This is a genomic window from Pseudomonas sp. EYE_354, assembly GCF_023148575.1.
In the GTDB taxonomy this organism is placed as follows: Bacteria; Pseudomonadota; Gammaproteobacteria; order Pseudomonadales; family Pseudomonadaceae; genus Aquipseudomonas.
Window position 1 is genome coordinate 71,566 of the sequence record NZ_JAHXNQ010000022.1, and the last position, 19,738, is coordinate 91,303.

Annotated in this window: 21 protein-coding genes and 1 pseudogene; 5 read left to right on the forward strand and 17 right to left on the reverse strand. The window is 62.1% G+C overall.

The features are described from left to right. Position 1 precedes the first annotated feature (1 nt). Positions 2–1,303 carry an ATP-binding protein gene (locus KZX66_RS24215; RefSeq protein WP_248083757.1) on the forward strand — a complete coding sequence of 434 codons (1,302 nt, stop codon included), beginning with the start codon at positions 2–4 and terminating at the stop codon, positions 1,301–1,303. Here KZX66_RS24215 and KZX66_RS24220 read toward each other — a convergent pair whose 3' ends face one another. The 3 genes from KZX66_RS24220 to KZX66_RS24230 all read right to left on the reverse strand — a co-directional run bounded on the left by KZX66_RS24220 (position 1,304) and on the right by KZX66_RS24230 (position 3,105). After that, a complete protein-coding gene (locus tag KZX66_RS24220) occupies positions 1,304–1,978 on the reverse strand; it encodes an anti-sigma factor (protein WP_248083758.1) in 675 nt (224 codons plus the stop codon). After that, the gene (locus KZX66_RS24225; RefSeq protein ID WP_248083759.1) at positions 1,975–2,505 is read right to left on the reverse strand and encodes a sigma-70 family RNA polymerase sigma factor; all 531 of its coding nucleotides are present in this window, start codon (positions 2,503–2,505) and stop codon (positions 1,975–1,977) included. Before KZX66_RS24225 ends, KZX66_RS24220 begins: the two co-directional genes overlap by 4 nt. Positions 2,506–2,583: 78 nt before the next feature. After that, positions 2,584–3,105 carry a DUF3455 domain-containing protein gene (locus KZX66_RS24230; protein WP_248083760.1) on the reverse strand — a complete coding sequence of 174 codons (522 nt, stop codon included), beginning with the start codon at positions 3,103–3,105 and terminating at the stop codon, positions 2,584–2,586. A 196-nt stretch (positions 3,106–3,301) separates the two neighbouring features. Here KZX66_RS24230 and KZX66_RS24235 point away from each other — a divergent pair, with 196 nt between their 5' ends. Continuing rightward, positions 3,302–4,087: a sulfite exporter TauE/SafE family protein gene (locus KZX66_RS24235; RefSeq protein WP_248083761.1), complete on the forward strand. Its 786-nt coding sequence runs from the start codon at positions 3,302–3,304 to the stop codon at positions 4,085–4,087. Here the strand turns inward: KZX66_RS24235 and KZX66_RS24240 are convergent. Then, positions 4,084–5,322 carry an acyl-CoA dehydrogenase family protein gene (locus tag KZX66_RS24240; protein ID WP_248083762.1) on the reverse strand — a complete coding sequence of 413 codons (1,239 nt, stop codon included), beginning with the start codon at positions 5,320–5,322 and terminating at the stop codon, positions 4,084–4,086. The genes KZX66_RS24235 and KZX66_RS24240 overlap by 4 nt on opposite strands. Before the next feature lie 266 nt (positions 5,323–5,588). Between KZX66_RS24240 and sfnG the strand changes: the two genes are divergently transcribed. Continuing rightward, positions 5,589–6,674 carry a dimethylsulfone monooxygenase SfnG gene (gene sfnG / locus KZX66_RS24245; protein ID WP_248083763.1) on the forward strand — a complete coding sequence of 362 codons (1,086 nt, stop codon included), beginning with the start codon at positions 5,589–5,591 and terminating at the stop codon, positions 6,672–6,674. Between the two features lie 21 nt (positions 6,675–6,695). Here the strand turns inward: sfnG and map are convergent, their stop codons facing one another. Both map and KZX66_RS24255 read right to left on the reverse strand, forming a co-directional pair. Beyond that, complete coding sequence (gene map / locus KZX66_RS24250) at positions 6,696–7,451, reverse strand: type I methionyl aminopeptidase (RefSeq protein ID WP_248083764.1); 756 nt, start codon at positions 7,449–7,451, stop codon at positions 6,696–6,698. Then, complete coding sequence (locus KZX66_RS24255) at positions 7,451–7,651, reverse strand: ParD-like family protein (RefSeq protein WP_248083765.1); 201 nt, start codon at positions 7,649–7,651, stop codon at positions 7,451–7,453. The genes map and KZX66_RS24255 overlap by 1 nt, the downstream gene beginning before the upstream one ends. A 272-nt stretch (positions 7,652–7,923) precedes the next feature. On the opposite strand from KZX66_RS24255, the pseudogene ilvA reads away from it, so the two are divergent. Then, a pseudogene (gene ilvA, locus KZX66_RS24260) lies at positions 7,924–8,922 on the forward strand (threonine ammonia-lyase, biosynthetic); the annotation flags it as partial. Positions 8,923–9,176: 254 nt separating this feature from the next. Beyond that, complete coding sequence (locus KZX66_RS24265; protein WP_248083766.1) at positions 9,177–9,446, forward strand: DUF1652 domain-containing protein; 270 nt, start codon at positions 9,177–9,179, stop codon at positions 9,444–9,446. Here the strand turns inward: KZX66_RS24265 and KZX66_RS24270 are convergent. The 11 genes from KZX66_RS24270 to KZX66_RS24320 form a co-directional block, all read right to left on the reverse strand. Continuing rightward, entirely contained in the window at positions 9,443–9,835 is a 393-nt protein-coding gene (locus tag KZX66_RS24270; protein WP_248083767.1) for a hypothetical protein, read from the reverse strand. The two genes, KZX66_RS24265 and KZX66_RS24270, sit on opposite strands and share 4 nt — an antisense overlap. A gap of 95 nt (positions 9,836–9,930) precedes the next feature. Then, complete coding sequence (locus KZX66_RS24275; protein WP_248083768.1) at positions 9,931–10,188, reverse strand: DUF2790 domain-containing protein; 258 nt, start codon at positions 10,186–10,188, stop codon at positions 9,931–9,933. A 100-nt stretch (positions 10,189–10,288) separates the two neighbouring features. Further along, positions 10,289–11,227: a carbohydrate kinase gene (locus tag KZX66_RS24280; protein WP_248083769.1), complete on the reverse strand. Its 939-nt coding sequence runs from the start codon at positions 11,225–11,227 to the stop codon at positions 10,289–10,291. A 12-nt stretch (positions 11,228–11,239) separates the two neighbouring features. Next, positions 11,240–12,721, reverse strand: a complete 1,482-nt coding sequence (gene xylB, locus KZX66_RS24285) for a xylulokinase (RefSeq protein ID WP_248083770.1) — start codon at positions 12,719–12,721, stop codon at positions 11,240–11,242. A 154-nt stretch (positions 12,722–12,875) separates the two neighbouring features. Beyond that, entirely contained in the window at positions 12,876–14,357 is a 1,482-nt protein-coding gene (locus KZX66_RS24290; RefSeq protein WP_248083771.1) for a mannitol dehydrogenase family protein, read from the reverse strand. Between the two features lie 18 nt (positions 14,358–14,375). Further along, on the reverse strand, positions 14,376–15,479 hold the full coding sequence (gene ugpC, locus KZX66_RS24295) for a sn-glycerol-3-phosphate ABC transporter ATP-binding protein UgpC (RefSeq protein ID WP_248083772.1): 1,104 nt from the start codon (positions 15,477–15,479) through the stop codon (positions 14,376–14,378). A 36-nt stretch (positions 15,480–15,515) separates the two neighbouring features. Beyond that, complete coding sequence (locus KZX66_RS24300) at positions 15,516–16,346, reverse strand: carbohydrate ABC transporter permease (RefSeq protein WP_003173672.1); 831 nt, start codon at positions 16,344–16,346, stop codon at positions 15,516–15,518. Between the two features lie 10 nt (positions 16,347–16,356). Next, positions 16,357–17,247 carry a sugar ABC transporter permease gene (locus KZX66_RS24305; RefSeq protein WP_248083773.1) on the reverse strand — a complete coding sequence of 297 codons (891 nt, stop codon included), beginning with the start codon at positions 17,245–17,247 and terminating at the stop codon, positions 16,357–16,359. A gap of 99 nt (positions 17,248–17,346) precedes the next feature. After that, positions 17,347–18,669 (reverse strand): sugar ABC transporter substrate-binding protein, encoded by a 1,323-nt coding sequence (locus KZX66_RS24310; protein ID WP_248083774.1) that lies wholly within the window; start codon positions 18,667–18,669, stop codon positions 17,347–17,349. 287 nt (positions 18,670–18,956) lie between these two features. Continuing rightward, a complete protein-coding gene (locus tag KZX66_RS24315) occupies positions 18,957–19,199 on the reverse strand; it encodes a DUF6124 family protein (protein ID WP_248083775.1) in 243 nt (80 codons plus the stop codon). 315 nt (positions 19,200–19,514) lie between these two features. Beyond that, a partial coding sequence (locus KZX66_RS24320) for a hypothetical protein (RefSeq protein WP_248083776.1) occupies positions 19,515–19,738 on the reverse strand: 224 nt, incomplete at its 5' end.

Genomic DNA, 19,738 nt, shown 5'->3' on the forward strand with positions numbered 1-19,738 from the left:
CATGTTTCGTGTCCTGCTGCGTCTCTACCTGATCACCATCGTCACCTACAGCGCGGCGATCTACCTGATTCCCAAGCTGGTGATCCTGGTGTTCGAACACCGCTACCTGGACTACAACGTCGAGCAATCCCGCGGCCAGCAGAAGCTGATCGTCAAGCAGTACCTGCGCGCGCCGGTGGAGCGCTGGTCTCAGGTCACCGAGCAACTGGGCCACGATTTCGCGCCGCTCAAGGTGCAATTGCTGCTGCGCCAGGACGCCAGCTATACCCCTGAAGAAGCCAGCCTGCTGGCCCAGGGCAAACCGGTGATTCGCCTGGGCGAGTGGGGGTGGATGGAGGAAGTCAGTTCGCCGATCAACGACCAGTTCGTGGTCAAGTTGACCATTCCGCCGGACCCGTTGGACATGAACCTGCTGTACTGGTCGATGAACGTGCTGGTCGGCGCGGCGTTGCTTGCCTGCCTGCTGTTCTGGCTGCGCCCGCACTGGCGTGACCTGGAGCGCCTGAAATGCACCGCCGCGCAGTTGGGCAAAGGCAACCTGGCCGAGCGCACGCACATTCCACCCAGTTCCAATATCGGTAGCCTGGCCGCGGTGTTCGACACCATGGCCGATGACGTCGAGCATTTGCTCAACCAGCAGCGCGACCTGCTCAATGCCGTCTCCCACGAATTGCGCACGCCGCTGACACGCCTGGATTTCGGCCTGGCCCTGGCCCTGTCCGAAGACTTGCCCGCCGCCAGCCGTGAGCGCCTGCACAGCCTGGTGGCGCATATCCGCGAGTTGGACGAGTTGGTGTTGGAGCTGTTGTCTTACAGCCGCCTGCAAAACCCGGCGCAGTTGCCGGAGCGGGTCGAGGTGGTGCTCGACGAATTTATCGACAGCGTCCTGGGCAGCGTCGACGATGAGCTGGAAAACCCCGAGATCGTCATCGACGTAGTGCTCGACTGCGCCGTGGAGCGCTTCAGCCTCGACCCGCGCCTCACCGCCCGTGCCCTGCAGAACCTGCTGCGCAATGCCACGCGGTATTGCGACACGCGCATCCAGGTGGGGGTCAAGGTGTGCCCCAAGGGCTGTGAGATCTGGGTGGATGACGATGGCATCGGCATTCCGCCCGACCAGCGCGAGCGCATCTTTGAACCGTTCTACCGCCTTGACCGCAGCCGTGACCGCAGTACCGGCGGGTTTGGCCTGGGCCTGGCCATCAGCCGCCGCGCCCTGGAAGCCCAGGGCGGCACGTTGACGGCCCAGGCATCGCCCTTGGGCGGCGCGCGTTTTCGGCTGTGGCTGCCGCACGTCGGCTGATCAGAGCACCTTGACCGCGCGACCGATGGCTTGGATCGGCCCGGTGGGTTTGCCGGTCGGCGAGCCGCGCGGGTCTTCCAGAGTCAGTTCGAACAGTTGGTCAGGCGCCAGCGGCGGCAACTTGTCCAGTGGCACCGACAGGCGTTGCCCAGGCTTGACCAGCCCCAGGGACACCGGCCCTTGCCAGCCATCGCCCTTGGTCCAGAATTGCAGGGCCTTGTCGGCCGGCACGTCCATCACACCCAGTGGAATCAACTGAATCTGTTGATCGTTGCTGGCCTGGATCACCCAGCCCGGTGCCTGGCTCTGCGGGGCAACCAGCACCACCAAAAACGCCGGGTCGGCACTGGGCGGGCGGGTCAGCAGCAGCGCCGCCAGCACCAGCGTGGTCAGCAGGCCAGCGCCGGCCAGGCCGCGCCACAGCGCCAGCAGGTTCCACCAAGGCACCTCGCTGTCGGCCGTGCCTAGATGGCGTTCGATGCGCTGCCACAGATGGGCCGACGGCGGCACCGGTTCGGCCAGGGCGGTCAGTGGTAACAGACGCTGTTCCCAGGCGTCCACCGCTGCACGCAGCTCGACGTCGTGCTTGAGGCGTCGTTCGATCTCGGCGCGTTGTTCCGCGGGCAATGTGCCCAACACATATTCGCTGGCCAGTTCGTCCAGTGGGTTGCTCATGCCATGCACTCCCGCAGCGCGGCGAGGCTACGCTTGATCCAGGCCTTGACTGTCCCCAGCGGGGTGCCCAGGCGTGCAGCGATTTCGCTATGGGAATAGCCGTCGACATAGGCATGCAGGATGCACGTGCGACGGGTCGGGTCGAGCTGCTCCAGGCACGTGTGAATCTGCCCGGAGCGTGCGGTGAACTCAAAACTGTCGGTGGGCTCGACACCCTGCTCATGTTCATCGCCCAGCGGCACTTCGCGGGAGTGGTTGCGTATGACATTCAAGGCCAGATGCCGTGTCACGCTGAACACCCAACCGCGTGCCGACCCTCGGCTCGGGTCGAAGCTGCCGGCGCCGCGCCAGATCTTGATAAACGCGTCATGCACCACGTCTTCGGCCTGAGCCTTGTCTCGCAGAATACGCATGGCCACGCCGAGCAAGTGGCTGCTGTCCTGCTCATATAAGCGGCGCAGGGCGCGTGGCTCGCCGCGGGCGCAGGCCAGCAGGCAGGCTTCGTAATCAAACAGGGTGTCAGGCACGTTTTTCCGCCGCCAGTCCAAGAACAATGCCCCGACCCGAAGGCCGGGGCGCTACCGCAGCAGCGTAGCTGATTTCGCTCAGTTGGCTGCCCAGAAAATGTAGTCGGCCTGGTACTTCACCACTGCCTGCTGGCCCTTGTTGGCGGTGCTGCATTGCGTGCCGGGCGCCACACCGCCTTTAAGCGCGACGCGCTGGATATAAGTCACACCGCTCATCGCGCCTTTGCCTTCGGCCGGGTTGGCCTTGACCAGCTGGTACGGCAGGTTACCCGCCCCCGACGGCGCCACGGCCAATTGGGTGCCGGTGATTGTCGAACCGTCCGTGGCTTGCCAGGTGGCGGGCGGGCCGAAGTAGGTGCCGACTTGTTTGCCGCTGCGATCATTGAGCACGGCCTTAGGGCCGACGAAGGCCCACTCGGTCTGACCTGCTGCGTTGGCTTTGTCGCGGCACTCGTAGGTGATTTCACCGACACCGGTGGTTTGCAGCGCGATCTTGTGGCCGTCCGGCACTTTGATGCTGTCGGGCAAATCGGCCTGGGCGAAAGCGGTGGGGGCGGCGGCGAGCAGGGCAGTCAGGCAGAGCAGGGCTTTAGCGTTCATGAGGTGCTTCTCCATCAAGTAGAACAGCAGGGTGACTGCAAGAACTACCCAGGAGGATCGCGATTGGATGCAGCGCGGGGAAAAAAAAGATGACCCAGACAAAAAAGATCTAAAGTCAGATCATATTGGTATAAGTCGTTATAAGAAAAATCGCTATCCTGCCGCCAGAAAATTTATAAGGCCGCGGGTAGCTGTAATGGATGTGGGGAATGTTGGTTTCGTAATTGCCGGCCTGATCGTGGGATTTATCGTGGGCATGACCGGTGTGGGCGGGGGCTCGTTGATGACCCCGATCCTGCTGTGGTTCGGCATCAACCCGGCGACCGCCGTGGGCACTGACTTGTTGTATGCGGCCATCACCAAATCCGGTGGCGTGCTGGTGCACAGCAAGAACAAGAACATCGACTGGACCATCACCGGCTGGCTGACCCTGGGCAGCGTACCGGCGGTGCTGCTGACCCTGTGGTTCCTCGCCAGCCTGCACACCGACCCCAGCGCCATGAACGCGGTGATCAAGCAGGCCCTGGGCGTGGTATTGCTGCTCACCGCCCTGGCGATTCTGTTCAAGAAAACCCTGTTGGCGTTCGCCCAGCGCCACGCCGGCGACAGCTACCACATGAACCCGCGCAACCTCAATGCGCTGACCGTGCTCACTGGCGCCATCCTCGGCACCATGGTCGCCCTGACCTCCATCGGCGCCGGTGCCCTCGGCACGGTGGCGTTGTTTATCCTGTATCCGTTCCTGGCCACGCGCCGGTTGGTGGGCACCGAAATCGCCCATGCCGTGCCCCTGACCCTGGTGGCGGGTCTCGGACACGCCGGCATGGGCAACATGGACTGGCACCTCTTGGGCTTTTTGCTGATCGGCTCACTGCCGGGCATCTATGTTGGCAGCCACATGACCGGCAAGATCCCGGACGGCGTGTTGCGTCCGTGCCTGGCGATCATGTTGATGGCCGTCGGCTACAAGCTGGCCTTCTAGGCCTTGGCCGGACCATTGCCGATCTGCCACACAAAGGGCGGCTCGGCCGCGTTGATCACCCAATCACCGACGATGCGTGCCTTGTAGATCACGGGGTTGTGCGAGGACACGGTACGCGCGTTACGCCAGTGCCTGTCCAGTGCCTTGCCCTGGCGCACATCCGAGGCGCCCAGGGCATTGAACAGTTGGCTGGTGGCGCTCTGGATCAAGTCCGACACCACTACCTGCGCCGTCGCCGATTCAATCTCGGCCGCCACATTGGCCTCGCGCTCCACGGCGTCATCCCCGCCAAACCTCGCCACGTAGGCCCGCTGCGCCGGCAGCGTCGCGCGCAAGGCGCTGGCCTCTGCGGCATATACCAGCGCCGCGACTTCGCCCACCACCTGTTGCACCTGTGCATCCTGGCTCACATGGGGCGCATTGCCGTGACTGTAGATGCGCTGGCGGTTGCGCACCTGATGGGCCACATCGCGCAACGCTGCGCGGCCAATACCGGCCAGGCTGGCCAGCAGCACCAGTTGGTAGAACGCGGTCTGGTATTTGAAACGGTTGGCAAAGTCGATCACGTTGTCCGCCTCCACCCGTGCCTCGGTAAAGCGCGAGGTGCCGCTGCCGGTGGTGCGCTGGCCAAAGCCGTCCCAGTCGTCGCTGTGCTCCACGCCGGGCTGGCGCGCGCGGGTGGCGGCGATTACGTCGCCGCCGGTGTCGCTGCGCTGGGCGTACACGTCGATCCAGTCGGCAAAGATGCTGCCGGTGCTGTAGAACTTTTCACCGTTGAGCCGCCAGTGATCGCCGTCGCGGGTGACCCGGGTGACCACGTCGCCGATGGCCACATTGCCGATTTCGGTCCAGGCACAGCCAACGAGATCGCCCTCGACGAAGCGCTTGAACCACAGGTCGCGGCCGGCGCTCGGCGGTGCATTCAGGCGGTCCTCGGCGAACGCAAAATGCCCGCGCAGCGCCTGTGGCACGTTGGAGTCGGCTTCGGCCAGTTCGATCAGCAGCTCAAACAGTTGCGGCAGGGACGCGCCGCCGCCGCCGTACTCCACCGGCACGCGCACGGCGCCGAAACCCGCTTCCTTCAGCCACTGGATCGGCTCGTGGGGCAGGGTGCGGCTGTGTTCGCGCTGCACCGCGCCGTCGGCGATGCGCTGGAAGATCGGCCGAAAACGTGCGGCCAAGGTGGCGTAATCGACGCCGAGGGACAGCGGGTTGATGACGTGGTGTTCGGTCATGGGCAAGGTTCCTGGGCAGTGGTCAATATCAGAGGCATTGCACAGTCCGTGCCGGGCGCGACGGCCAATGTTTACGGGGTTTCGACCGCGTTTACTGTTGCCCTGGCAACAGCAAACCAACAAACCGGTGCGATCCAGGACAGCTGCAATTACCGCGGGCGCGGTCGGTTTCGGCGGCGCAACCCCCGTGGCACGGGCCTTTGCCAGGGGCTGGCACGCTTGCTGCTCAAGCCTGTTTCACATCCCTGTGAATGAGGTAGCGTTCGATGAGTCAGCAAGCCGTGAAATTTGCCTATTGGGTGCCCAACGTCAGCGGTGGGTTGGTGGTCAGCAAGATCGAACAACGCACCCACTGGGGCATCGACTACAACCGCAAACTGGCGCAACTGGCCGAAGCGGCCGGCTTCGAGTATGGCCTGACCCAGATCCGCTTCACCGCCGGCTACGGCGCCGAGAAGCAGCATGAGTCCGTGGCGTTCAGCCATGCGCTGCTGGCGGCGACCACCACATTGAAGGTGATCGCCGCGATCCTGCCCGGCCCCTGGCAACCGGCGCTGGCCGCCAAGCAACTGGCGACCATCGACCAACTGACCAATGGCCGCATCGCCGTGAACATCGTCAGCGGTTGGTTCAAGGGCGAATTCCAGGCCATCGGCGAACCCTGGTTAGAGCACGATGAGCGCTATCGCCGCTCCGAAGAATTCATCCGCGCCCTCAAAGGCATCTGGAGTCAGGACGACTTCACCTTCAAAGGCGATTTCTACCGCTTCAACAATTACACCCTCAAACCCAAGCCATTGGGCCGACCGGAAGTGTTCCAGGGCGGCAGTTCACGGGCGGCGCGGGACATGGCGGCGCGCGTCTCGGACTGGTACTTCACCAACGGCAATACGCCCGAGGGCATCAAGGCGCAGGTCGACGATATTCGCGCCAAGGCGGCGGCGAATCATCACTCGGTCAAAATCGGCGTGAACGCGTTTGTGATCGCCCGCGACACCGAAGAAGAAGCTCGCGCCGTGCTCGCCGACATCATCGACAAGGCCGATCCGCAAGCGGTGAATGCCTTTGGCGATGCGGCGAAGCAGGCGGGCAAAGCCTCGCCGGAAGGCGAGGGCAACTGGGCCAAGTCGAGTTTTGAGGACCTGGTGCAATACAACGATGGCTTCAAGACCAATTTGATCGGCACCCCGCAGCAGATCGCCGAGCGCATCGTCGCGCTCAAGGCTGTGGGGGTCGATCTGGTGCTGGCCGGCTTCCTGCACTTCCAGGAAGAAGTGGAGTACTTCGGCAAGCGTGTGCTGCCCCTGGTACGCGAACTGGAAGCCAAGGCGGCGATCAAGCAGGTGGCCTGAGAGGCTTGAACACGCGGGCGTTTAAACGGCGGGTTGCAGGGTCAACACCTCGTACCCATCCGCCGTCACTGCCACCGTGTGTTCCCACTGTGCCGACAGGCTGTTGTCCGCTGTCACCACCGTCCAACCGTCCTTGAGGCTGCGGGTTTTGGCGCCGCCCTGGTTGAGCATGGGCTCAATGGTAAACACCATGCCTTCGCGCAGTGTGAGCCCGGTGCCTGGGCGACCGAAGTGCAGGATCTGCGGCTCTTCATGCATCTGTTTGCCGATGCCATGGCCGCAGTATTCGCGTACCACGCTGTAGCCATTGGCCTGCGCCAGGCTCTGGATCGCATGGCCGATGTCACCCAGGCGCGCACCCGGCCTGACCTGACGGATGCCGGCCCACATCGCTTCAAACGTCATCTCCACCAGGCGCCTGGCCTTGGGGGCGACGGTGCCGATCATGTACATCTTGCTGGCGTCGGCAATGTAGCCGCCTTTTTCCAGGGTGATGTCGATGTTGATGATATCGCCGTCCTTGAGGATGTCTTTGGCGCTGGGCATGCCATGGCACACCACTTCGTTGATCGAGGTGTTGATGCAAAAGGGGTAGTCGTACTGCCCCAGGCTTGCGGGGCGCGCCTTTAACTCATTGCGGATAAACGCTTCGACGGTGGCGTCCAGTTCCAGGGTGGAACGGCCGGCGGCGACAAAGCCGTCGAGCAGGGTGAACACCTGGGCCAGCAGGCGCCCCGACTCGCGCATCACGGCCAGTTGTGCGGCGGTCTTGATCATCAACTGCGCCCCCGGATCAGGTCGGGTTTATCCAGCAGCAGCTTGTTGATCAATTCGTTGTAAGGCAGGCTGGGATTGAGTTCGGCGAGCAAGCCGATCTTGATCCAGAACTCGGCCTGGGCGTTGATCGAGCGGTCCATCGCGGCGCTCGCCACGCGCAGTTGTTCGTGCAGTGTATCGGTGATCTTGACGATGCCCATGGGTTTCACTATTTAGACTTTGATATACAAAGCGTATACGTTTCGTATGCTCTGGGTAAACCCTTGCCGGCTAAATGGTGCTTGGCCATTGACTGGTCTGGCAGTCGCCGGTTAATTTCGTGACATGACATTTCAAGCCTTTCGTAGCCAGCCAAGCATTATTACCGCCATTCCTCATTTGGCGGGATAGCGCACGGCTGTACCCAAACCCGCCCTAGAGGCGGGTTTTGTTTTTCCGTCTCCAGGGCCGCCCACAAAGCCAGGAGACACCCATGAACCCCCGAACAGCCCCGCAGTTGCGCGACACGGCACTGCTTGAGCATTACGTCAAAAAGATCCTCGCCGCGCCGGTTTACGACCTGGCGGTGCGTACGCCATTGCAGGTGGCACCGGCATTGTCGGCGCTGCTCGGCAACACGCTGCTGCTCAAGCGCGAAGACCTGCAACCGACGTTTTCTTTCAAGATTCGTGGCGCCTACAACAAGCTGGTGCAGCTCAGCGATGAACAAAAGGCGCGCGGCGTGGTGACCGCCTCGGCCGGTAATCACGCCCAGGGCGTGGCGCTGGCGGCGCGGGAGCTGGGGATTCAGGCGCGCATCGTCATGCCCTGCAGCACGCCGGAACTGAAGGTCTTTGGCGTACGTTCCAGAGGCGCAGAAGCAGTGCTGCATGGCCAGAGCTTCCCCTTCGCCCTGGCCCATGCGCTGAGACTGGCCGAAACGTCCGGCTGCACATTCGTTTCGCCCTTCGACGACCCTGACGTGATCGCCGGTCAAGGCACAGTCGCTATCGAGATCCTGCGTCAGCAGCAGGGCGCGCTCGACGCGATTTTCGTACCGGTGGGCGGCGGTGGCCTGATCGCCGGGATCGCCGCCTATGTGAAGTACCTGCGGCCCGAGGTGCGCGTCATCGGCGTCGAGCCTGAAGGCTCCAGTTGCCTGTTGGCCGCGTTACGTGCCGGTGAGCGGGTGGTACTGCCCAGTGTCGATGGCTTCGCCGATGGCACGGCGGTCGCGCAGGTCGGCGCGTACGGCTTTGAGGTCTGCCGGGACTGGGTGGATGAAGTCATCACCGTGACTAACGATGAACTGTGCAGCGCGATCAAGCTGATCTATGACGATACCCGCTCGATCACCGAGCCTTCCGGTGCCTTGGCGGTCGCTGGGGTTCGCCGGTACGTGGCCGAGCGAGGTGTGCAGGGGCAGACGTTGGTGGCCGTTAACTCAGGGGCGAACATTAACTTTGATAGTTTGCGACATGTTGCAGAAAGAGTGGCGGCCCGTGCCATCGCTTAATACACAGTGCAGGGTTAAACGTTTAATCGAAGTGGTTCGACGATTATTTAAACAATGCCGAAAAGTTCACATTTCATCTTCATAAAACACCGCAGTGCTTATGAGGAAAGGTTACAACACAGGCGGATTTTGCCGAGTACGCTTGGTATTTGAAGGCGTCTTCCAAGGCCGGAGCGCGTCTGCATATACATAACAATCTGTTGGCAGTCTCAAAAAAGGAGAGGTTGACCATGCTTTCGGAACTCGAGCTACGCAGCATTATTGAAGGAAGTTTCCTGCCTAAACGGTGTGAGTGCACCAAAGCCGAAGATGCTTCGCTGACGATCAAGGTCTACGACGACCGCGACCGTGACCGGGTGCATTTGGAAGTCAAAGGTATCAATGCGGACAAGCTCGACAGCAGTCGAGCCATTTGCAATCTGATTGCGGGGTTGCGTGAAGACCTCAAACACAGCCAGACCCCCGTCTTTCAACGCGCGGGCGCCAGGGCCCATTACTAGGCCTGACGCTGAGTCACCGACGACCGGTGGGCCTGGATAAAAGCCAGGCCCAGTACGGTTTCCGTGGTCACGGCCAAAAAGATGCCCGGTCCGGCATTGCCATTGATCCACTCAATCACGCCCAGCACGGCCAGCACCAGGCAACCGGTGATAAACCCGAGGGTCATGGCGCGACGTGTATCCGAGGGTGGCGCCTGACGTGCGCGGTAAAACATGATGCCGATGGCCAGGAACAACGCGGCGTTGCGTCGGCAGAGCAGCCCGGTGGCGTCGGTAGAGTCAATGCGCCACATATCCAGCAGCAGTTGAGGATGCAGTCCCCAGACCAGCGCGAGGGCGAAGCAGAGCAGGGCGGTTGCAGTGGCGAGGGTGCGAAAACTCAACGGCATGGCGATTCCTTTCGGCCTTGGGGCAAGCCCACAAGAAAGGGCGAGCCCGCGAGAATACGCCTATCTGCGCGGGCCTGCTGCCTGGCCTTCAGGGCTCAATTCTGCAAAGTGCAGGCGTCCGACAACTTGCGATAGCCCACGTCTTCGATTTTTCCGGCCTTGTCCACGAACTTGATCTCGGCATCGATGACCTTACAGTCAGTTGTCGGTGTTTCGTTCATGGCGATCACGTGCTTGATCTGTAACGGCATGCCGTACTCGTAAGGCACGGGCTTTTGGTCGTCGGCCTGAGCCAGGCCCGCGACCGCTGCCAGCGCCAGTACGCCGGCAGACATTAACGTACGCAGTGTCATGAAGGTGCTCCGCAAGTGGGTTCGATTTCACTCTCGACCCGCGGGATTAACCATCGATTAATCGCGCCCTTGCTGAAAAAACCTTCATGAACCGTGGGTTTCAGCCCACCTGCTGACGATACGGCAGGTCGGGGCCGGTTTTGGTGCAGGTCAACGCGGCGGCACGAATCGCGAAGCCCAGCATCGCGTCGATTTGATCGCGGCTGAGCTGTTGCACGCCTGCCACGGAGTCCAACTGCTGTTCGGTCAGCCAGGCAATCAGCGCCGCCTGGAAGGTATCGCCGGCGCCCACCGTGTCGGCCATGACCACTTTGACTGCCGGTTGCGACCAGGTGCCGTGCCTGCGACTGAAGACACTGGCGCCGTCGCCGCCCCGGGTGAGGAACACCAGTTGGCAGCGGTGTTGCAGCCAGCCTTGCACCACGCTTTCCGGCGACTGGCCAGGGTAGAGCAGGTGCAGGTCTTCGTCGCTGACCTTGATCAGGTCGGCATGCTTGGCCAGCTCGGCGACGCGCTCGCGCCACAACTGGATGTCCGGTTGCGGGTTGAGCCGTACGTTGGGGTCGAGGCTGATCAGGCGCTTGCCGCTTTCGCGTTGCACCAGTGCCAGCAAGGTGTCGCCGATCGGCTGCACCACCAGCGAGAACGAGCCGACATGCAGACCGCGCACCTCATCGCCCAGCACCGGCAAGTGCGACACCTGCAGTTGGCGGTCGGCGCAGCCTTCACCGCGGAAGCTGTATTGCGGCGAGCCATTGGCGCCCACGGCGACCATCGCCAGGGTGGTCGGCGCGTCGAACTCGACTAAAAACTGTTCGCTCACGCTTTCATCCTTGAGCACCTGCAACAAGCGACGACCCAGGAAATCGGTGGACAACCCGCCGAACAACCCGGCCTCGATCCCCAGGCGGCGCAAGCCCACCGCCACGTTGAACGGCGAGCCGCCGGCAATCGATTTGTAGTTGACCTTGGATGCCAGCCCGCTGGCGTCCTCCTCGCTGAAAAAATCAAACAGCGCTTCACCACACACCAGATACATAGTCGTTCGCTCTTAAAGGGTTGCCACGTGCTGTTGATAGCGTTCGTAAGCCTGTTGATAGGCGACCACATTGGCCGCCACCGGCAGGGTACGGCTGTTCGGGTCGACGCTGACGCATTTGTCGCACAGGCTGGCCAGGGATTCGCCGGACTGGCTCCACGCCGCCTGAATCGCCGCGCCCAGGGCTGCGGCTTCGCTTTGTTCGGTACAGACCACCTCGGTGTTCATGATGTCGGCCACCATCTGGCGCCACACCGGGCTTTTCGAGCCACCGCCGATCAAGCGGATGCTCTGGCTTTGCAGGCCTCCCTGACGCAGCAGGTCCAGGCCGTAACGCAGGCCGAAGGTGGTGCCCTCGACCACCGCGCGGCACAGGTTGGCGCGGGTCAGGTTGGTCATGGTCAGGCCGTGCACGCTGCCGGTGGCGTGGGGCAGGGCGGGCACGCGCTCGCCGTTGAGAAACGGCAGCATGCTCACGCCGTCGGCCCCAATCGGCGCGCGCTCGACCAGGGCGTTGAAGCGGTCCAGGTCCAGTTCGAACAACTCGCGGATCACCCCGGTGGCGTTGGTCAGGTTCATGGTGCAGATCAAGGGCAACCAGCCGCCGCTGGATGAACAGAACGTCGCCACCGAGGCTTGAGGGCTCACCGTGGCCTGGTCGGAAAAGGCATACACAGTGCCCGATGAGCCCAGGCTCATGGTGATCACGCCGGGGGCGATGTTGCCGGTGCCGATGGCGCCCATCATATTGTCGCCGCCGCCGCTGGCGATGATGGCACGGGGGTTGATGCCCAGGCGTTCGGCGATGGCAGGCAGGATCGTGCCCACGGCCTGGTTGGCTTCGATCAGGGTTGGCAGGGCTTTTTCCAGGCGGCCGCTGGGGTCGATGTGCTGCAGCAACGCCACATCCCATTCACGGCTGCGCACGTTGAAATAACCGGTGCCCGACGCATCGCCGTATTCGGCGACGGCGCGGCCGGTGAGCCAGTAGTTGAGGTAGTCGTGGGGCAGCAGGACATGGGCGATGCGCGCGAACACATCCGGGTGTTGCTCGCGGGTCCACAGTAGTTTGGACACGGTGTAGCCCGGCGCGATGGCGACGCCGAGGCGCTCCAGGGAGCCGCGTTCACCGCCCAAATGCTGCAGCAGTCGGTCGTTTTCTTCAGCGGTTTCGGTGTCGCACCACAGCTTGGCCGGGCGCAGCACCTGGCCGTGCTCGTCGAGCAGGACCAGGCCGTGTTGTTGGCCGGACACGCCAATGCCGAGGATCGCCTGGCCATCCACGCCGGCCTGCTGCAGGGCGCGATGGGTGGCTTCGGTGAAGGCGTCGAGCCATTCCTGGGTGTGTTGCTCACGGCGACCATTGGCGCCGCTGATCAGCGTGTGGGCCGCCGCACCCAGGCCCAGGACCTTGCCGCTGGCTGCGTCGAGGACGATGGCCTTGGTGCCCTGGGTGCCGCAGTCGATGCCGAGGAACAGGTTTTGCTGGGTCATGAGGGTGTGCTCAGCAGTGTTGTTATTTGGGATGGGTAACGCGCTTCATTGTGGCAGGGCGGATTGGTCTGGGGGCTGCTTGGCAGCCCCGGCGCGGGGCAAGCCCGCTCACCACGGCAAGCCCGCTCGCCAGAACAATTAAGGTCCCACAGGGTTAAGTCGGTTTCTTCAGCACATTTTGCAGGGTTTGTGTGACGCCGTTGTCGCGCAGGCTTGCGTAGCACCGCTCGAACGCTGCCACAAACTCAGGTGAGTTGGGAATAGCCGTGCCGAAAATCTCTTCCACTCCCAGCAACCGCTGGCTGATCAGGGCATCGTCACGCACCAGATCCTGGCAGAACGGCGCGCGCGGGTCCGGGATGGTGTAGCTCACCCCATTCTCATCCATGCCCTTCAAATACAAGGCCCAGGCCGCGACCACCAGCGCCGCGCGCTCGGTCTCGCGTCCGTCGGCAATCAGGCGATTGATCGTTGGCACGGTGAACTTGGGAAACTTCGACGAGCCGTCCGAACACACGCGCTCCAACTGATCGGCAATCGCCTGGTTGGAAAAGCGCTCCACCAGGGTCTGTTTGTACTCGGTCAGGTCGATCCCCGGCACCGGCGCCAGGTTCGGCGTGACGTCCAGGTCCATGTAGGCGCGCATGTACGCGACGAACAGCGGGTCGTTCATGGTCTCGTGGACAAACCGGTAGCCCTTGAGAAACCCCAGGTACGTCAAAGCCAGGTGGCTGCCGTTGAGCAGGCCGATCTTCATTTCTTCGTAGGGCGTCACGTCATCGGTGAACTGCACGCCGACCTTTTCCCAGGCCGGGCGGCCGTTGACGAATGTGTCTTCCAGCACCCACTGCACGAAGGGTTCGCACACCACCGGCCAGGCGTCGTCGATGCCGTGTTCATCGTGCAGTTGCAGGCGGTGGGCGGTGCTGGTCATGGGCGTGATGCGGTCGACCATGGCGTTCGGGAAGCTCACGTTGGCCGCTATCCAGTCATGCAGTTCGGCATTGTGCAGCGCGGCGAACGCCAGCAGCGCTTTACGCGTGACGGCGCCGTTGTGCGGCAGGTTATCGCAGGACATCACGGTAAACGCCGGAACGCCGGCCGCGCGGCGCCGGGTGAGGGCGGCGCAGAGAAAACCGAACACGGTTTTCGGCGCGCTCGGGTGCGCCAGGTCGTGCTGAATCTGCGGCAGATGGGCCATGAACTCGCCGTTGCTGTCGTCGATGCAGTAGCCGCCCTCGGTGATGGTCAATGAGACGATGCGAATGGCCGGGCTGGCCAGTTTGTCGATCAGCGCCTGGGCGTCGTCTTCGGCCAGCAGCATGTCGCTGATGGCGCCGATTACGCGTACTTCGGTGTCGTCGGTGTCGCCCAGTTCATACAGGGTGAACAGATAGTCCTGGCCGGCGAGGTCATCGCGGGCTTTGCGGTCTTCGCTGCGCAAGCCTACGCCGCAGATGCTCCAGTCCAGGCCTTCGCCGGTGTTCATCAAGGCATCGGTGTAGTACGCCTGATGGGCGCGATGGAAACCGCCGACACCGATGTGGGCAATGCCTTGGGAGGTGCTGCCAATGGCGTAGGTCGGCAGTTTTACGTTGGATGCCAACTGGGTCAGGTTCTGTTTATTCAGCTTCATAACGTCGTACTCGCGAAATCAGGCGGCAGCGCGCAGTGGGCGGGCCACGGCCACGCCATCGGTGTCGAACAGATGGCAGTGCGCCGGGTCCAGGTGCAGGTGCAGCGTTTCGCCGTATTGGCTGGCCATGTCGCCACGGATGCGCATTGTCAGCGGCTCGCCGTTGGCGGTGTTGACGTGGCAGAAGGTGTCACTGCCCAGGCGCTCGCCGACGTCGGCGGTGACGGTCAGGGTGGTCTGGCCGGGGGTGGCGATTTCCAGGTGTTCGGGGCGGATACCCAGGGTCACGGCGCTGCCCACGCTTAAGGTCGGGCCGCTTAATGGCAGGCTGACAGAGGTGCCGGCGTCCAGTTGCACGTCGCAGTGTTGCGCGTCAATCCGTGTGACCTTGCCCTTGAGGAAGCCCATTTTCGGCGTCCCCAGAAACCCCGCCACAAACAGGTTGGCCGGCTGGTGATACAGCTCCAGCGGCGAGCCGACCTGCTCGATGCGGCCGCTGTTGAGCACCACCACCTTGTCGGCCAGGGTCATGGCTTCGACCTGGTCGTGGGTCACGTAAATCATGGTTGCCTGCAGTTCCTTGTGCAGGCGCGCCAGCTCCAGGCGCATCTGCACGCGCAGCGCGGCGTCGAGGTTGGACAACGGTTCGTCGAACAGGAAGATTTTCGGGTTGCGCACAATCGCGCGGCCGATCGCCACGCGCTGGCGCTGGCCCCCTGAGAGCTGCTTGGGCTTGCGCTCCAGCAGCGGGCCCAGCTCGAGGATGCGCGCCGCTTCGCTGACTTTACTGTCCACCAGCTTTTTGTCGACGCCCGCCAGGTCCAGGGCAAACGACATGTTTTTGCGCACGCTCATGTGCGGGTACAACGCGTAGGTTTGGAACACCATCGCCAGGTCGCGCTTGGCCGGGGTGACTTCGGTGATGTCGCGACCATCGAGTTCGATGCTGCCGTCGCTGACTTCTTCAAGCCCGGCGATCAGGCGCAGCAGGGTGGACTTACCGCAGCCCGACGGGCCGACGAAGACCACGAATTCTTTGTCGTTCACTTCCAGGTCGATGCCTTTGATGATCGAGAAACCTTCGAAGCCTTTTTGCAGATTCTTGATTTTCAGGTTGGCCATGGTGGGCCTCCACGTCTGAATTTTTATGAGAGACCGTTACTTCACGGCACCGAAGGACAAGCCGCGCACCAGCTGTTTCTGGCTGATCCAGCCAAAGATCAGGATCGGCGCGCAGGCCAGGGTCGACACGGCGGACAATTTGGCCCAGAACAAGCCTTCGGGGCTGGAGTAGGAGGCGATCAGCGCGGTCAGCGGTGCGGCGGCGGACGAGGTCAGGTTCAGCGACCAGAAGGCCTCGTTCCAGCACAGGATCAGCGACAGCAACACGGTCGATGCCAGGCCGCCCTTGGCGATCGGCAGCAGCACCCGGACCATTTCCTGCCACAGGGTGGCGCCGTCCAGGCGGGCGGCTTCGAGGATGTCCTTGGGGATGTCTTTGAAGTAGGTGTACACCATCCACACCACGATCGGCAGGTTGATCAGGGTGTAGATGATGATCAGCGCAATGCGCGTGTCCAACAGGCCAAAGCTCTTGGCCAGCAGGTAGATCGGCATCAATACGCCCACCGGCGGCAGCATCTTGGTGGACAACATCCACAGCAGCGTGCCCTTGGTCCGCTGCGTTTCGTAGAACGCCATGGAGTAGGCGGCCGGCACCGAGATCAGCAGGCACAGCGCGGTGGCGCTGAACGAGATCAGCACCGAGTTCCACGCATAGCTGAAGTAGTTGCTGCGCTCGTTGATGTGCAGGTAATTCTCCAGCGTCGGCGTGAAGATGAACTGCGGCGGCGTGGCGAACGCGTCGATTTCGGTCTTGAAGCTGGTCAGCACCATCCAGAAGATCGGGAAGAAAATCAGGATCGCGATGGCCCAGGCCAACGTGCCCAGCAGCAGGCTTTGCAGGCGACGGGATTGTTGAAGCGTCATGGCGCGGCCCTCAAGGCTTGTCAGTCAGGTTTTTGCCGATCATCCGCACCAGGATGATCGCCGCGATATTGGCGATGACCACGGCTATCAAGCCGCCGGCCGAGGCCATGCCCACGTCGAACTGCACCAGCGCCTGGTTGTAGATCAGGTAGGCGAGGTTGGTCGAGGCGTAGCCGGGGCCGCCGTTGGTGGTAGTGAAGATTTCGGCGAACACCGAGAGCAGGAAGATCGTTTCGATCATCACCACCACGGCAATCGGGCGGGCCAGATGGGGCAGGGTCAGGTGCCAGAAAATCGCGATGGCACCGGCGCCGTCCAGGCGCGCGGCTTCCTTTTGTTCCTGGTCGAGGGACTGCATGGCCGTCATCAGCAGCAGGATCGCAAAGGGCAGCCATTGCCACGACACAATGATAATGATCGACAGCAACGGGTAATGTGCCAGCCAGTCCACGGGTTCGGCGCCGAACAGCTTCCACACGGCGGCGAGCACCCCGGACACCGGGTGGAAAATCAGGTTCTTCCAAATCAACGCGCCCACGGTGGGCATGATGAAAAACGGCGAAATCAACAACACCCGCACCACGCCGCGCCCGAAGAACTCACTGGCCTCCAGCAAAGCGCTGATCAACACGCCGAACACCACGCTGATCAGCAGCACGCTGCCCACCAGCAGCAAGGTATTGGTGGCTCCAGGCAGGAAGCCCGAATCGGTGATGAAGTAGGTGAAGTTCTCCAGCCCCACGAATTGGTTTTCACCAGGGTAGAGCAGGTTGTAGCGGATCAGCGAAAAGTACAGGGTCATGCCCAGCGGCACGATCATCCACAACAGCAGCATGGCGACCGAGGGCGTGACGAGGAACCAGCCGGGGTTGGCCAGGCGGCTTTTGCGCGTTGTATTCATGGTGATAGACCAGTCAAGTGCATGCAAAGCGAGAGTCGAAGCGCAGTCAGTGCGGGAGGGGGCTTGCCCCTCCCGCATTGGACTGGGCGGAGGTCCGGGTTACTTGGGGTAACCGGCCCGCTTCATTTCGCGCTCGGTGGTGGTCTGCGCAGCACTCAAGGCTTGATCGACCGTCTGCTGACCGGTCAGCGCTCCAGCGAAGAACTTGCCGACCTGGGTACCAATCGCCTGGAATTCAGGGATGGTCACCAACTGGATACCGATGTACGGCACGGGCTGGAGCGTCGGCCTGGTCGGGTCCGCGACTTTCAGCGATTCCAGGGTCACCTTGGCGAATGGCGCGGCTTTCATGTATTCGTCGCTGTAGGTCGAGGTGCGCGTGCCCGGCGGTACGTTGGCGATGCCGTCGGTCTTGGCGACCAGTGCGCCGTATTCCTTGGAGGTCGCCCAGGTGGTGAACACCTTGGCGGCGTCCTTGGCTTTGGAGCTGGCTGGAATCGCCAGGCTCCAGGAGTACAGCCACGAGGTGCCTTTGTCGGTCTTCTCGTGCGGGGCAAAGGTGAAGCCGACGTGGTCTGCCACTTTGCTTTGGGTCTTGTCGGTCACGAATGAACCGGCGACGCTGGCATCCACCCAGATCGCGCACTTGCCGCTGTTGAATAGCGCCAGGTTTTCGTTGAAACCGTTGCTGGACGCGCCCGGCGGGCCGGATTTTTTCATGTTGTCGACGTAGAAGTTCAGCGCGTCTTTCCACTCGGGGCCGTTGAATTGCGGCTGCCATTTCTCATCGAACCAGCGCGCCCCGTAACCGTTGGCCAGGGTGGTGATCAGCGCCATGTTTTCACCCCAACCGGCTTTGCCGCGCAGGCACAGGCCGTACTGCTCTTTGGTTTTGTCGGTGAGTTTGGCGGCGAATTCGCCGATCTGGCTCCAGGTCGGGTGCTCGGGCATGCTCAGCCCGGCGTTCTTGAACAAGTCGGTGCGGTAGTAGGTGATCGAACTTTCGGCGTAGAACGGCAGGGCGTACAGCGAGCCTTTGACCGACAGGCCATCGCGCACGGAAGGAAATACATCATCGAGGTCGTAGGACGCCGGCAAGTCTTTCATCGGCTCCAGCCAACCCTTCGCGCCCCAGAGTGCGGCTTCGTACATGCCGATGGTCAACACGTCGAACTGTCCGCCCTGGGTGGCGATGTCGGTGGTCAGGCGTTGGCGCAGCACGTTTTCTTCGAGCACCACCCAGTTCAGCTTGATCTCCGGGTGCTCGGCCTCGAAGGTTTTCGAGAGCTTTTGCATGCGGATCATGTCGCTGTTATTGACGGTGGCAATCGTCAGGGTTTGCGCGCCAAGGCTGACGGCGCTGAGGGTCATGCAGGCCGTCATGCAGGAACAGGCAAGCAGCGTTTTTGCTGTGAACTTCATCGCGCACTCCATTTCCGCGCCCAGAGGGCTACAGAAGGACAGTTATTGTTGTTGTGTCTTCCTACAGGGAGTCAGGAAGAGTGTGCGTTGATTACAGCCTTCTAAAGGCGCGCTGACAAATCCTTGGGAACACGCTCACTGATACTTTTTTGCACTCGTTGATTGCCTGACCTGATCGTTCCCACGCTCTGCGTGGGAATGCATACCGTGACGCTCTGCGTCACCAGGGACGCGGAGCGTCCCAAGCGGCGTTACCACGCGGAGCGCGGGAACGATCAGTGCTGTGCTTAACCCTCGATTTCAGCCAGTAACCGCTCAGCCAACAACCGAGACATCTCGATCAACTGCGCAATACCCAACGCGCCTTCTCGCCGCGAGCCGTCTAGCTCAAAGGCGAAATCGCAGGCGAGCGCGTGGGCAGATGCGAGTGATTCGCTGAGGTTGACCACCTGGGTGCAGATGTCGTCTTTCACGGTGAACAGCACGCTGGGGGCTGACTCGATCGGGGGATTTGGGGTGGGTTTATTCATGGTGAAGTTCCTGATTTAAGTGGAACTACCACTGACCGCCGCGACGCGATCGGGTGGTAGCTGTACGCAGGTTCGCGGACCGGAATCAGGAAACCGGCATACCCGAAGGTATCCCGCGCACAGCCACCATAAGGCCGCACAGTAGACGATAAAAAAACGTCAACTGAAAGCGGAAATGGCACTTTGCGTCTGATTAAACCGGGCCGCGACGCCCGACCGCTGCGTGTGCAGCGGTGGACTAGAGATTGAATGTCCTAGGGACAACCTCAAAACCTTGTCGGACGTTTCCGTTTTTCCCAATACCTAGCCGAACGGTCAGTTGCCGGTTTTTCCATCAGTCAGCAACCTCTTCCTGCGCGCCACAGCGGCGCGATCTTCTTTGCACGATTCAACACCACGACGGTGTTTTATCCCCTGCGCGCCTAAAAAAGGAAGCGACATGAAGGACGCTGATACCCAAATCCAACAATCAACTCGCCCAATCAACGCCACCCTCGACTTCTGCCTGGAGCGCCACAGGTGAGGCGCTACAACATCAT

Bases quoted from the DNA above. Each gene is read 5' to 3' on its own strand.
- KZX66_RS24310 (WP_248083774.1), bottom strand. From the start codon at position 18,669: ATGAAGTTCACAGCAAAAACGCTGCTTGCCTGTTCCTGCATGACGGCC.
- KZX66_RS24215 (WP_248083757.1), top strand. From the start codon at position 2: ATGTTTCGTGTCCTGCTGCGTCTCTACCTGATCACCATCGTCACCTAC.
- KZX66_RS24280 (WP_248083769.1), bottom strand. From the start codon at position 11,227: ATGTATCTGGTGTGTGGTGAAGCGCTGTTTGATTTTTTCAGCGAGGAG.
- ugpC (WP_248083772.1), bottom strand. From the start codon at position 15,479: ATGGCCAACCTGAAAATCAAGAATCTGCAAAAAGGCTTCGAAGGTTTC.
- map (WP_248083764.1), bottom strand. From the start codon at position 7,451: ATGATCAAGACCGCCGCACAACTGGCCGTGATGCGCGAGTCGGGGCGC.
- KZX66_RS24235 (WP_248083761.1), top strand. From the start codon at position 3,302: ATGGATGTGGGGAATGTTGGTTTCGTAATTGCCGGCCTGATCGTGGGA.
- KZX66_RS24300 (WP_003173672.1), bottom strand. From the start codon at position 16,346: ATGACGCTTCAACAATCCCGTCGCCTGCAAAGCCTGCTGCTGGGCACG.
- KZX66_RS24275 (WP_248083768.1), bottom strand. From the start codon at position 10,188: ATGACACTGCGTACGTTAATGTCTGCCGGCGTACTGGCGCTGGCAGCG.
- xylB (WP_248083770.1), bottom strand. From the start codon at position 12,721: ATGACCCAGCAAAACCTGTTCCTCGGCATCGACTGCGGCACCCAGGGC.
- KZX66_RS24265 (WP_248083766.1), top strand. From the start codon at position 9,177: ATGCTTTCGGAACTCGAGCTACGCAGCATTATTGAAGGAAGTTTCCTG.
- KZX66_RS24270 (WP_248083767.1), bottom strand. From the start codon at position 9,835: ATGCCGTTGAGTTTTCGCACCCTCGCCACTGCAACCGCCCTGCTCTGC.
- KZX66_RS24305 (WP_248083773.1), bottom strand. From the start codon at position 17,247: ATGAATACAACGCGCAAAAGCCGCCTGGCCAACCCCGGCTGGTTCCTC.
- sfnG (WP_248083763.1), top strand. From the start codon at position 5,589: ATGAGTCAGCAAGCCGTGAAATTTGCCTATTGGGTGCCCAACGTCAGC.
- KZX66_RS24220 (WP_248083758.1), bottom strand. From the start codon at position 1,978: ATGAGCAACCCACTGGACGAACTGGCCAGCGAATATGTGTTGGGCACA.
- KZX66_RS24255 (WP_248083765.1), bottom strand. From the start codon at position 7,651: ATGGGCATCGTCAAGATCACCGATACACTGCACGAACAACTGCGCGTG.
- KZX66_RS24240 (WP_248083762.1), bottom strand. From the start codon at position 5,322: ATGACCGAACACCACGTCATCAACCCGCTGTCCCTCGGCGTCGATTAC.
- KZX66_RS24230 (WP_248083760.1), bottom strand. From the start codon at position 3,105: ATGAACGCTAAAGCCCTGCTCTGCCTGACTGCCCTGCTCGCCGCCGCC.
- KZX66_RS24290 (WP_248083771.1), bottom strand. From the start codon at position 14,357: ATGAAGCTGAATAAACAGAACCTGACCCAGTTGGCATCCAACGTAAAA.
- KZX66_RS24315 (WP_248083775.1), bottom strand. From the start codon at position 19,199: ATGAATAAACCCACCCCAAATCCCCCGATCGAGTCAGCCCCCAGCGTG.